The 12,370-nt window shown below is 69.2% G+C and carries 11 protein-coding genes; 7 read left to right on the forward strand and 4 right to left on the reverse strand.

The window, feature by feature from the left end; genetic code table 11:
* Window positions 1–35: 35 nt before the first annotated feature.
* Window positions 36–992, reverse strand: a complete 957-nt coding sequence (locus ACFV15_RS03055; RefSeq protein ID WP_378348454.1) for a zinc-binding alcohol dehydrogenase family protein — start codon at window positions 990–992, stop codon at window positions 36–38.
* Between the two features lie 77 nt (window positions 993–1,069).
* Here ACFV15_RS03055 and ACFV15_RS03060 point away from each other — a divergent pair, with 77 nt between their 5' ends.
* Window positions 1,070–1,657: a QsdR family transcriptional regulator gene (locus ACFV15_RS03060; protein WP_378348632.1), complete on the forward strand. Its 588-nt coding sequence runs from the start codon at window positions 1,070–1,072 to the stop codon at window positions 1,655–1,657.
* On the opposite strand, the gene rsmI is transcribed toward ACFV15_RS03060, so the two are convergent.
* Window positions 1,654–2,484, reverse strand: a complete 831-nt coding sequence (gene rsmI, locus ACFV15_RS03065; RefSeq protein WP_378348455.1) for a 16S rRNA (cytidine(1402)-2'-O)-methyltransferase — start codon at window positions 2,482–2,484, stop codon at window positions 1,654–1,656. The two genes, ACFV15_RS03060 and rsmI, sit on opposite strands and share 4 nt — an antisense overlap.
* 57 nt (window positions 2,485–2,541) lie before the next feature.
* Between rsmI and ACFV15_RS03070 the strand changes: the two genes are divergently transcribed.
* A complete protein-coding gene (locus ACFV15_RS03070; protein ID WP_378348456.1) occupies window positions 2,542–4,104 on the forward strand; it encodes a dolichyl-phosphate-mannose--protein mannosyltransferase in 1,563 nt (520 codons plus the stop codon).
* Window positions 4,105–4,146: 42 nt separating this feature from the next.
* Window positions 4,147–5,187: a DUF3558 family protein gene (locus ACFV15_RS03075; protein ID WP_378348457.1), complete on the forward strand. Its 1,041-nt coding sequence runs from the start codon at window positions 4,147–4,149 to the stop codon at window positions 5,185–5,187.
* Window positions 5,188–5,275: 88 nt separating this feature from the next.
* On the opposite strand, the gene ACFV15_RS03080 is transcribed toward ACFV15_RS03075, so the two are convergent.
* Window positions 5,276–6,994 (reverse strand): serine/threonine-protein kinase, encoded by a 1,719-nt coding sequence (locus ACFV15_RS03080; protein ID WP_378348458.1) that lies wholly within the window; start codon window positions 6,992–6,994, stop codon window positions 5,276–5,278.
* Between the two features lie 78 nt (window positions 6,995–7,072).
* Window positions 7,073–7,576, reverse strand: a complete 504-nt coding sequence (locus ACFV15_RS03085; protein WP_378348459.1) for a hypothetical protein — start codon at window positions 7,574–7,576, stop codon at window positions 7,073–7,075.
* A 95-nt stretch (window positions 7,577–7,671) separates the two neighbouring features.
* Between ACFV15_RS03085 and ACFV15_RS03090 the strand changes: the two genes are divergently transcribed.
* Genes ACFV15_RS03090 through ACFV15_RS03105 form a run of 4 tightly spaced genes read left to right on the forward strand, consistent with a single transcriptional unit; the run spans window position 7,672 to window position 12,288 of the window.
* Entirely contained in the window at window positions 7,672–8,328 is a 657-nt protein-coding gene (locus tag ACFV15_RS03090) for a hypothetical protein (protein WP_378348460.1), read from the forward strand.
* Window positions 8,325–10,010 carry a hypothetical protein gene (locus tag ACFV15_RS03095; protein ID WP_378348461.1) on the forward strand — a complete coding sequence of 562 codons (1,686 nt, stop codon included), beginning with the start codon at window positions 8,325–8,327 and terminating at the stop codon, window positions 10,008–10,010. The genes ACFV15_RS03090 and ACFV15_RS03095 overlap by 4 nt, the downstream gene beginning before the upstream one ends.
* A 10-nt stretch (window positions 10,011–10,020) precedes the next feature.
* Complete coding sequence (locus ACFV15_RS03100) at window positions 10,021–10,377, forward strand: hypothetical protein (RefSeq protein ID WP_378348462.1); 357 nt, start codon at window positions 10,021–10,023, stop codon at window positions 10,375–10,377.
* A 33-nt stretch (window positions 10,378–10,410) separates the two neighbouring features.
* Entirely contained in the window at window positions 10,411–12,288 is a 1,878-nt protein-coding gene (locus ACFV15_RS03105) for a propionyl-CoA synthetase (RefSeq protein WP_378348463.1), read from the forward strand.
* Window positions 12,289–12,370: the final 82 nt, after the last annotated feature.

The raw sequence follows: 12,370 nt of genomic DNA on the forward strand, positions 1-12,370 counted from the left end.
CGGTTAGAACCGCCCGCAACGCTCACGAGTCCTTCCTACCTGGCCGGATCGAGCAGCAGTTTGCCGACGGTCCCACGCGACCGCAGCGCCTCGTGCGCCTTACGCGCCTCGGAGAGCCCGTACTCGCCGCCCGCCACCGCGCGGATCTTGCCCGCGACAGCCAGCTCGAACAGCTCGGTCATCGCGCGGCCGTAAACGTTGCCCGGCAGCGAAAGCGCGTGCGGGAGCCACATGCCCGCGACCGTGGAGCTGTGGCCGAGCAGGTTGCGCAGGTCGATCTCCTTGGGCAGTTCACGGCTGGCCATGCCGTAGAACGCGAGCCTGCCGAACGGCGCCAGCGCCGCGATGCTCTGGTCGGTGGTCTTGCCACCGGTCATGTCGAGCACGATGTCGACGCGCTTGCCGCCGTTGGCCTCGCGCAGCGCCGCGGTCATGTCCTCGGAGCGCGAGTCGATCGCGACGTCCGCGCCCAGCTCCAGCGCGAGCTTGCGCTTCTCCTCGCTCGAAGCGGTGGCGATGACGCGGCCCGCGCCCCACACCTTCGCGAGCTGGACGGCGATGCTGCCGACACCACCGGCGGCCGCGTGCACCACGACGGACTCGCCTGCCTCGAGGTGCGCGCTCTTGCGCAGCAGCAGCCAGGCGGTCGCGCCCTGGACGATGAACGACAACGCCGTCAGGTCGTCCACGCCCTCCGGGATCTCGAACAGCCCGCCCGCGTTGGCGACGGCACGCTCGGCGTAGCCGGCGCCGTTCAGCAGCGCGACGACGCGCTTGCCGTCCGGGGTCCGGCCGGTGACCTCGCCGCCGGGAACGAGCGGCAGCTTGCTGGGCGCGAGGTAGGAGTTCTCGGCCTGGTGCGTGTCGGCGTAGTTGACCCCGATACGGTCGACGTCGATCAAGACCTCGCCGGGCCCGGGCACCGGATCCGGCAGTTCGACGGGGTTGAGGACCTCGGGTCCGCCGAACTCGGTCACCTGTACTGCACGCATGAGCCACCTTCCGTCATCTGGATGAAACATTTTTGCATATGTCTCATCCTTGAGACAGAGAGTGATATGTTTCGTTGATCGAAACCGAACTGAGCCGCCTGCTCCGCGCCGAGCGTCCCGAACGCCCGGACGCCCTGTACGCGTTCGCCATCGCGCGTTCGTGGTTCCTCGAGGGTCGCCGCGTCGACCTGCGGGAATTGTCGACCGAGCTGGAGATCAGCCGCGCGACGCTGTTCCGCTGGGTCGGCAACCGCGACCAGCTGCTCGGCGAGATCCTCTGGTCGATCACCGAGGACGTCTTCGAGGCCCGCTCGAAGACCGCGCCCGGCACCGGCGCCAAGCGCCTGGCCGTCGCCATCGGCGCGTTCGTCCGCACGGTGAACGAGGCCGAGGCCTTCCGCGAGTTCGTGCGCCGCGAGCCCGAGCGCGCGCTGCGCATCCTCACCACCAAGGCGAGCGTGGTGCAGAGCCGGATCATCGCGAAGCTCGAAGAGCTGCTCGAAGCGGAGGTCCGCGAAGGCGGGCTGAACCCGCCACTGCCGGTGCCCGACCTGGCCTACCTGATCGTCCGCATCGGCGAGTCGTTCATCTACACCGACATCATCACCGGCGAGGAGCCCGACGCCGACAAGGCACAAGCGGCGATCGAGGCGTTGCTCCGCTAACGGCGTGACGCGAGGACCGCGTCGTACAGCTCCTTCTTCGAAACTCCGGCGGCCGCCGCGACCTCGGCGGCGGCGATCTTGAGCCGCTCACCGTCGGCGACGCGCTCGGCGACCTCGCTCACCAGGTCCGCCACAGAAACCTCACGCGGCTCACCCGGCCCGAGCACCACAGTGATCTCACCGCGGACGCCGTCCGCCGCCCACTCCGCCAGCTCCGCGAGCGTTCCGCGCTTGATCTCCTCGTACGTCTTCGTCAGCTCGCGGCAGACCGCGGCGCGCCGGGATCCGCCCAGCACCGACGCGGCGTCCTCCAGCGTCGAGGCGATCCGGTGCGGCGACTCGAAGAAGACGACCGTGCGCGGCTCCTGCTTGAGCTCGCCCAGCCACTTGGCCCGCTCGCCCGGCTTGCGTGGCGCGAAGCCGTCGAAGCAGAAGCGGTCGCACGGCAGCCCCGACAACGCGAGCGCCGTCGTCACCGCCGACGGACCCGGCAGGCAGGTGACGGGCAGTTCCGCCTCGACGCAGGCCGCGACCAGCCGGAACCCGGGATCCGAGACGCTCGGCATCCCGGCGTCGGTCACCAGCAGCACGGTCTCGCCGTCCCGCAGCGACTCGAGCAGCTTGGGCAGCCGCGCCGTTTCGACGTCCTCGTAGAAGCTGACGATCCGGCCGGTCGGCGTCACATCCAAGGCCGACGCGAGCGCGCGCAGGCGCCTGGTGTCTTCGGCCGCGATCACGCCGGCGGTGCCGAGTGCCTCGACGAGCCGGGGTGACGCGTCGCGGGAGTCACCCAGCGGGGTCGCCGCCAGTACTAGCCGACCGGTCATACGCTCAAGCTACAGCGGCATGTCGAATTCACTTCGCCGCCCGTAGGATCGTGACCCGTGACCGCCTTGCTGACGCGCCCTGACGACGAAAACGCCGTCGAGGACCTGAGGCCGCCGTCGGATCGCGAGGCCACACTGCTGGGGCGGCCGATGCCCGCCGACCGGCTGCGCGGCTGGGTCGTCACCGTGGTCGTCACGCTCATCGGCGCCATCGTGCGCCTGCAGGACCTGGGCTTCCCCACCGACAAGGGCACCCCGGTCTTCGACGAAAAGCACTACGTCCCGCAGGCCTGGCAGGTACTGCGCAACGGCGGTTACGAGGACAACTACGGCTACGAACTCGTCGTCCACCCGCCGCTGGCCAAGCAGCTGATCGCGCTCGGCGAGTGGCTGGTCGGCTACAACGGCTGGGGCTGGCGCCTCTCCGCCGCGCTCGCCGGCGTGCTGATCGTGTTCCTCACCGTGCGGATCGCGCGGCGCCTGACCCGGTCGACCCTGCTCGGCGCGATCGCCGGTGTCCTGGTCATCTGTGACGGGGTGCTGCATCTGCAGGCCAGGATGGGGATGCTCGACATCTTCATCGCGTTGTTCGTGCTGGCCGCGTTCGGCTGCCTGCTGCGCGATCGCGACCAGGTCCGCGAACGCCTCGCCGTCGCGGTGGCGGAAGGCTGGGCCGACGAGTCGAAGTTCGGGCCCCGGCTCGGGTTCCGCTGGTGGCGCTTCGCCGCGGGCCTGATGATCGGCCTCTCGTTCTGCGTCAAATGGTCCGGCCTCTACTACATCGTCGCGTTCGGCCTGCTCTGCGTGTTCTTCGACGTCGCCGCCCGGCGCGCGGCGGGCGTCGAGCACCCGTGGCTCGGCACGATCGTGCGCGACGTGGCGCCCGCGCTGTTCGCGATACTCGTGATCCCGTTCCTGATGTACCTCGGCAGCTATTGGGCCTGGTTCGCCAGCGAGACCGCGACCGACCGCAACTACGTCGAGATGAAGAACATCGACCCCGGCTTCTGGGGGTTCGTGCCGGACGCGTTGCGCTCGCTCGGTGATTACACGGCGAACGTGCTGCATTTCCACGCGAACCTGAACACGCCGAAGGACAACCCGCACCCGTGGGAGTCGAAGCCGTGGACGTGGCCGATGGGCCTGCGGCCGATGCTCTATTACTACGAGTCCGGCGCGGCGGCCACCGGCTGCGGCGAGGCGAACTGCGTGCGCGCGACCATGCTGATCGGCACGCCCGCGATGTGGTGGCTCGCGCTGCCGATGGTCGGCTGGAGCATCTGGCGCTCGGTGTTCCGCTCGGACTGGCGCTACGCGGCCGTGCTCGTCGCCTACCTCGCAGGCCTGCTGCCGTGGTTCATCAACCTCGACCGCCAGATGTACTTCTTCTACGCCACCCCGATGGCGCCCTTCCTCATCCTCGGGCTCACGCTGATCCTCGGGCAGATACTGGGCAGCGCGCAGCGTGGCTTCGAACGCCGCGGGACCGGATTGCTCGTGGTCGCGCTGTACGTCGGGCTCGTCGTCGCGAACTTCGCGTGGCTCTGGCCGATCCTCAACGGCGACTCGATCACCAGCGGCCAATGGCAGGCCGAAATGTGGCTTCCGTCGTGGCGTTAACCCGTTTGGCCTAGACTTCTCCCCAACCTACTGGGGGTTGAAATGTCACGTTGGCCAGCTGTCTTCACCGGTCTCCTCCTGCTGACCGGCTGTTCCACGACCATCACCGGTTCCGCGTTCCCGCAGGGCAACGCCCCGCAAGCGGACACACCGGCTTACAAAGCGCCCGCCGACGGATCGGGCTTCAGCACCGATCCGCTCGACCAGCCGCTCCCGCTGCGCTCGGAAACCGGCAAGGCGGCCTGCGACTGGCTGCCGCTCGTCACCGAGGAGATGAAACCGCTCGGCACGGTCAGCTCGGAGGCCGTGCTCAGCGGCTGCCAGTTCGTGCTGCCGAACAACAAGGGCGCGCAGGTCCACGTCTTCGGGCCGTACAACCGCATCACGCAGAAGACCTCCTCGGTCGAGCCGGTGCAGATCGCCGGGTTGAAGGGCCGCGTCTACACCTTCGACCCGCCACCGGTCACGTTCTGCTCGGTGCTGCTCGACGTCCGCGCCTACGGAGCACTGGCCGTCGACGGCTATGACATCGCAGGCGACGAGGTCGGCGACCGCGCAGAGCACTGCGAGATCGCCAAGAAGGTCGCCGAGGTCATCGCGAAGAAGTTCGTGCCACTGGCAGGCGGCAAGCCGTGGGAAGGCGTCGTGCAGGAGCCGCCCGCCGACGCGCTCGCCAAGATGCCGGGCGGCATCTGCGAGATCGTGAAGTTCACCCACGTCAATTACGCGGGCATCTCCGTCCCGCGCGGCGGGGGCAAGGAGGGCACCACCCCGCTCGGCCCGAGCTGCAGTTACGAGAGCAAGTACGCCAACGCCGTCGGGTCCTACACGACGGCGGGCGTCGGGCTGGCCGGGGTGCCCGAGAAGCCTGGGGCGCGTGTGACGCCTGGGAAGTTCGGCGTGCTCCCGTCACGGACCGAGCAGACGGCGACGAGCTGCACGTTGAGCGTCGAACTGCAGAGCAAGCAGGTGCTGACCACCGAGTTCATCCCGGTCGCGAAGGACGCCAAGGACAAGGCGTGCGAGTCGGTCAGGGTCACCATGGCCGTCTCGGTCGCCAGCCTGATCAGCGGGATTTCGTAGATCCGGACGACGTGAACGCCACTTTCACAACGTTGAGCGTTGCGGAAGTGGCGTTCACGCGGATCTGCCCGGGCAGCGGCCAGGCGGCTTAGCGGGTCTGGCGAGGCACGAACTGGGTGACCGGCCCGTCGGCGGACTTGCCGACACGCGAGAGCCAGCCTTCGACCTCGCGCCGGACGGCGGTCAGTGTCGGGCGGCGGCGCGGGTCGGCGTCCAGCGACGCGATGAGGATGCGCGAGTGCGCGCTGCGCGCGGGCAGGCACGACATCGGCTCCGAACGGGCGGCGGCCATCAACGCGGCCATCGGCGTCTCGCGGGTGCCGCGCGGCGGCTGGCCCGAAAGCGCGTAGCTGACCGTCGCCGCGAGCTGCCAGGCGTCCGAGGCCGGGCTGGCCTGTGCGCCCATCGCGGTTTCGGGCGCGACGAAGTCGGGGGTGCCGATCATCATGCCGGTGGCGGTCAGCTTCGAGTCGCCCTTGCTGCGCGCGATGCCGAAGTCGATCAGGTGCGCCAGCCCGCCGGGGTCGAGGATGATGTTCGACGGCTTGATGTCGCGGTGCAGCACGCCCTTCGCGTGCGCCGCGGCGAGCGCGCCCGCCATGGTCGCCCAGAGGCGCCCCGCGGCGATGTCGTCGAGCGGCCCGTGGCCGTCGACGATCGCGGCCAGCGGGCGGCCTTCGAGGTACTCCATCACCAGCGCGAGGCCGTCGTTCTCTTCGACCAGGTCGTAGACGCGCACGCAGTTCGGGTGGCTGACGGCGGCGAGCGCGCGGGCCTCCCGCTGCATGCGTTCCTCGGTGTCACGGTCAGGCGCGTGCGCGATCTTCAGCGCGACCGTGCGGTTGAGCTGGGTGTCGTGCGCCTGCCACACGGTGCCGAAACCACCGGCGCCGAGCTGCTTGATCCGCCGGTATCGGCCGCCGCCCGCGTTGCGCGAACCGGGCGGGGCCGGGATCGGGCCCGGTGCCGCCGCCAGCAACGGCGCCGGTTCGACCGCGGGCGCGAGCGAAGTCGGGTTGTAGTTCTTCAACGGCGGCGGCGGAAGGGGCGGCGGGGTCTGCGCGACCTGTGAAGGCGGCGGACGGTACGGCTCCGGCTCGGGACGTGGCCGCTCCGGGCGGTTGATCACCGCCCACGGCGGCGGGCCGACCAGTGCGACCGGGATGATGCCCAGCACGCTGAACGGCAGGAAGCCGAGCCACAGGTGCACGGCCGTGTTCGCCTCGACGCCCGCGCTGAGCAGGAACATCGCCAGGAACGGGATCCAGATGAATCGCGACGGCCATTTCGGGCCGCGGCGGAACGCGGTGCGTGCCTGCAGGATCACGAACAGCAGCGACGCGGCGGGGAGGCCGAGCAGCAGCACCAGGTAGAGGCCGTACGACAGGCCCTGACCAGTCGGGTAGAACAGCGTCTCATAGACGTTCTGCCCGCCACCGAGGTACTTCTTCTGCACCCCGACCCACGAGCAGAAGTTGTTGTCCAGTGTGGACATTTCGGCACCCGAAAGTCCCGACGCGCCACCGGAGAACGCCGCACGGTAGGTCTCGGACACACCGAGGCTGAGCAGCCACGGGAACACGAGCGCCGCGACCAGGCCGATGCCGCCGAAGATCGACAGCGTGGTCATGTCGTAACGGTTGCCGGTGCCCTTGCGGATGATCGCGATCACGACCGATGCCAGCACCGGGAACAACGCGATCAATGCCCCAGCGGTGCTCGTCGCCCACACCCAGTCGCCAGGACAGATGCCAGGCCCGAAAAGCGTGTGCGCCAAGGACAGCAGCGAGCTTGCGAGACCGCCCACTCCCCACTCCCTCGCGTCGATGTGCCGTTTTCCCCCAACTCAGCTTAGGACGCACGAGCGGCGGTCGCGGTTGCCGGGCTAGATACCGTGCCGCCAGACGACCTGGCTCACGCGTTCGGCGTCGAGCCGCCAGCGCTGCCGCCGGTACTGGAGCACGATCGCGGCGAGCGCCGCGCTGCTCAGCACCGCGGCCACCGCGACCAGCGGGATGCTGCCTGCCAGCGCCGCGAGCACGACCGCCGCGAGACCGGCCGCGACGGCGGCGCCGCCGAGCGTGGCGGCCAGATTCCGGCTGCGCCAGATCCAGTCCTCGCCCGCTTTGATCTCTTCAGCCAACGCGCGCGCGTTGGCCAGTACGGTTTCGTCACCGCCACCCAGCGTGATCATCCGCTCGGCCGCGTAGGCGCAGAAATCGCGTTGCCTGGCGCTGGTCATCACCAATACCTGGTCGCGTGTGACGCTGCGCACTTCCGCCGTCAGCTCGCCCAACCTGGTCACGACCTTGGCCCGGACGTCGGCGTCGCCGGGGTTCGCCGCCAGCTCGGCCTCCAGCGCCCGCGCCTCGCCCATCGGGTCGCTCATCGCCCATCCTCCCGAAAGTGGTCATCCGCTCCGGCGAACCATGCTACTGTCTGTGCCCACTTGAATACCTCATCGTGCCTGGGGAGGGTCACGCGATGCCAGCGAGCAGTCCCCGTCTCGCGCTCATCGTCGCCGCCGCGAACCTGACCGCGTGCGCACTCGTCGGCACGGTTCTCCTGGTCACCACCGGCGGCGATGACACGCCCGCGGCGCAACCGCCTCCCGCCGGTCCGCTGACCACGGCGAGCAGTGTCCCGACCGGTGTCACGTCGTTCCCGCCGACCTCGAGTTCGACGTCCCCGACGCCTTCCACCTTGCCCGACAACTTCCAGCCTGTCGCGGGACCTGCCGGGTTCCACACGGCGATCCCGGCGGGCTGGACCACCAGCCAGGTACGCGACTCGCCGGGCGCCACCCAGGCGACCGACCCCGCGAAGCCGACCCGGTTCGTCCGCTACGGCGGCGCCTCGGCGAGCGGCGAAATGCTCAAGTCCCATGTGGACTACGAAAAAGCGACGTCGAAACGACTCGCCGGGTTCTCCCGTTCCCAGCTGCGCGAGATGACGCTGCACGGGAACGAGGCCATCACCTGGGACTTCGAATGGACGGCTCCGGAAGGGCTGCGCCACGTCCGCTCGGTCTACTGGCGCAAGTCCGGGATCGAGTACTTCGTCTACGCCTCGTCGCTCGCGAGTGAATGGCAGGAAATGGACTCGATCCTCACCACGATGACGGACAACGCGAAACCATGACCGGACCGATCGACGACAGCACGCGCTATCTCGCGGCCGCCTCGCATCTCGACTCCGCCTACGCGGACGCCGCGATCCGCGAATTCCTGGTCGAACCGGCACGCCAGGTGCCGCCCTCGCCCGGTTTCGACGCGCCGACGGTGCTCACCGAGGCCGTCGCCGCCCGTTCCCGCCGCAAGTTCCGCGACGGCACGCTCGCCGTGCTGGCGCTGATGTTCCTGGTGACGGCCTTCGGCTCCGGCCTGTTCTTCTTCTGGGTCGGTGCCGCGGTGCTGCTCGGTGTCCGGCCGATCTGGTCGAAGATGCGCTCCGGCGGGCCGGGCGCGCTGCTGAGCGGCGTCGGCAAGCTCATCGTGTTGTTCGCGCTGGTGCTGATGATCGTGCTGCTCGTGTCCGGTGATCTGCTCGATCTGCTGCCGAGGTCGTCCAGGAGCACGTACTACGACGTCTCCACCGCGAACCCGCTGTCGAGCGACGCTTCGGAGCTGGTCGCACAGATCGTGGCCGGGCTGATGCTGCTGATCCTCGTCGCGGACCGGGTCGTCGTCTGGCATCTGCTGACCACCCGGTTCGGCCGCGCGGCACGGACGCGGATGTTCCGTCCGCAGGCCGTGGACGAGCGGCCGTCGCTGAGCGCGAGCCCGCCGCGGTTCCGGCGGGAACTGGAACGGCACCGGCTGGGACGGACGCCGGGAGCGGACGGGGCGGTCTCGCTGATCGTCTACCGCGGGTACAACCCGTTCGTCGGCGCCGGGTTCGCGCGCAAGCCGTGGTCGATGGCGTTGCCGCTGGAGAAGCTGGCCGCGAAGGCCAAGCCGGACGGCTCACCGTTCGACGAGCTGACCACGGTCGCGCTCTACCAGCGGGTCACCGCCGCGATGGAGGAACTGCAGGCCAGCGAGTCACTCTCGCCCGACCGGCGGCTGCGGCAGCTGAAGATCGAGCACGCGGTCTACGCGCCCGCCGACGAGCTGATCGACCACGCGCACGAGCCCGTCGCGGTGCCCTACCTGCCGCACCCGGAGGGCCCGCCCGCGCATTTCCTGCCGTCGCACGAGGCCGAGGCGGTCCGCGCCCAGCCCCGCGAATGGGCGCGCCACTACCTCTGCTTCCAGGTCGAGACCTGGGACCGCGACCTGCTGATGTCGGCCTATCTGCACGCCGCGGTCGACGCGAGCACGCTGTACCTCGAGTGGACGCCGTGCGTGCTGCCGCCGATCCGCGACGAATACCGGGTCGTCGACAAAATGGTCGCCGGCTACCTGCGGCCGGTCGGCCAGGGCATCCTGCGCTGGCTGAAGCTGCCAGTCACCGGGCTGGGCCGGGCCTGGCACACACTGAAGATCATCCGGCCGCTGCCGCACGACCACACCACCCGCAATCCCGACCGCTACGGCTCGGCGCGCACGCTGCGCGAACTCGGCGCCGCGGACGGCGTGCGCGACTACTTCCAGCTCGTCGACGTCGAGCGCTACGACAAGATCATGGAGAGCAGGCTGATCCCGGCGATCAGCCGGATCCTGCGGGACTGCGGGTACTCGCCGTCGACGTTCGAACAGCGCGCCACCGAGATCACCACCAACAATGTGGTCATCACCGGGACCAACAACGCGCCTATCGTGATGGGCGGGACCAACCAGGGGACGATCTCCGGCGGCACGCTGCAGTCGTCCGCGAACTGAGGAGGCCGGCATGGACAAGGTCGAGATCACCGGCACGAACAACGGGCCGATCGTCACCGGCGGCACCAACTCCGGCTCGATCTCCGGCGGCACCATCCACCACGGCCCGTCCGACCAGGTCACCGGCGAGCTGATCGCGCTGCTGACGCTGCTGCGCGTCGAGGTCGGCAAGGCCGGGGTCGCCAAGCAGGAGGTCATCGAGGACAACCTCGCCGACCTCACCACCGACGCGCGCAACCCCGACGAGGTCATCCCCGCCGTGGTGGTCTCCCGCTGGGAAAAGGTCAAGAGCCTGCTCAGTGGCACCGCGCAGTTCACCGAGCTGATCGCGAAGATCTCCGAGCACGTGAGCAAGGTCTTCGGGTAACGAGGGTCGTGCCCTTCAGGGAGGAAACCGATCATGGGCGACTACGCCGAAGCGCACCGACGGAGCCTGGAAGACCCGGAGGGTTTCTGGCTGGAAGCCGCCGAAGCGATCGAGTGGTCACGCAAGCCGACCCGCGCGCTCGATGACAGCGGCGCGCCTCTCTACCGCTGGTTCCCCGATGGGGAGCTGAACACCTCGGTCAACGCGCTGGACCGGCACGTCCAGGCCGGGCGCGGCGAGCGGACCGCCCTGATCTGGGACTCCCCGGTCACCGGCCAGACCCGCCGGTTCACCTACGCCGAGCTGCTCTACGAGGTCACCCGGTTCGCGGGCGCGCTCGCCTCGCTGCACGTCGACAAGGGCGAGCGGGTGATCATCTACATGCCGATGGTGCCCGAGGCCGTGATCGCGATGCTCGCCTGCGCGCGTCTCGGCGCGGTGCACTCGGTCGTCTTCGGCGGCTTCGCGCCCAAGGAGCTGGCCGCGCGCGTCGACGACGCCAAGCCGAGGGTGATCGTGGCCGCGTCCTGCGGGATCGAGCCGACGCGGACCGTCGAATACAAGCCGATCATCGACGAGGCGCTGGCGATGAGCGAGCACCAGCCGGACCGGGTGGTCATCCTGCAGCGTGACCGGCACAAGGCCGAACTCGGCGAGCGGGACGTCGACTGGAACGAGCTCATCGAGCACGCGCCGCCCGCGCAGCCGGTGCCGGTCGCCGCGACCGACCCGCTCTACATCCTCTACACCTCGGGCACCACGGGTAAGCCGAAAGGCGTCGTCCGCGACACCGGCGGGCACGCGGTCGCGCTCGCCTGGTCGATGGCCGCGATCTACGACATCCAGCCAGGTGACGTCTGGTGGACGGCGTCCGACGTCGGCTGGGTCGTCGGGCATTCGTACATCGTCTACGCGCCACTGCTGGTGGGCGCGACGTCCGTGATCTACGAGGGCAAGCCGGTCGGGACCCCGGACGCGGGCGCGTTCTGGCGGGTCATCGCCGAGCACGGGGTCAAGGCGCTGTTCACCGCGCCGACCGCGCTGCGGGCGATCAAGAAGGTCGACCCCGAGGCCAAGGAACTGGCGAACTACGACCTTTCGCGGTTCCAGACGCTGTTCATGGCCGGTGAGCGGCTCGATCCGGAGACCTATCACTGGGCGAGCGAGCATCTGGGCACGCCGGTGATCGACCACTGGTGGCAGACCGAGACGGGCTGGCCGATCGCGGCGAACCCGCGCGGGCTGGAACCGATGCCGGTCAAGCCGGGATCGGCGACCAAACCGGTGCCGGGCTGGGACGTCCGGATCCTCGACCAGGCAGGCGAAACCGTGCCGGCGGGCCGTGAGGGCGCGATCGCCATCAAACTTCCGCTGCCGCCCGGATCGCTGCCGACGCTCTGGGGCGACGACGAACGGTACAAAGAGGCCTACCTGTCCCGCTATGACGGTTATTACCTGACCGGCGACTCCGGCTACCTCGACGAGGACGGCTACCTGTTCGTCATGGGCCGGACCGACGACGTGATCAACGTGGCGGGACACCGGCTCTCGACCGGCTCGATGGAGGCCGTGCTCGCTTCGCATCCCGCTGTCGCCGAGTGCGCGGTGATCGGCGTCAAGGACCAGCTCAAGGGGCAATTACCGCGTGGGCTCGTGGTGCTCAAGTCCGGCGTGGAGTTCGCCGAAGCCGACCTGAAGGCCGAACTGGTCGCACTGGTCCGGCGCGATATCGGCCCGGTCGCCGCGTTCAAGGACGTGTCCATTGTGGAGGCGTTGCCGAAGACCCGGTCCGGCAAGATCTTACGAAAAACCATGCGTGGCATCGCGGACGGACGCGACGAAGCGGTCCCGTCGACCATCGAAGACGCCTCGGTACTGGAGGCGCTCAAGGTCGTGCTCCGCGGTAAGTAGGGGTTGTCTGGTACGTACCACCCACCGATCGGCCGTTGTGCTCCGCGCCACATTGGTCTATACCTCTGGTGACATCTTGAAT

Origin of the sequence: Amycolatopsis sp. NPDC059657, from assembly GCF_042734395.1 — a bacterium.
Taxonomy (GTDB): Bacteria; Actinomycetota; Actinomycetes; order Mycobacteriales; family Pseudonocardiaceae; genus Amycolatopsis.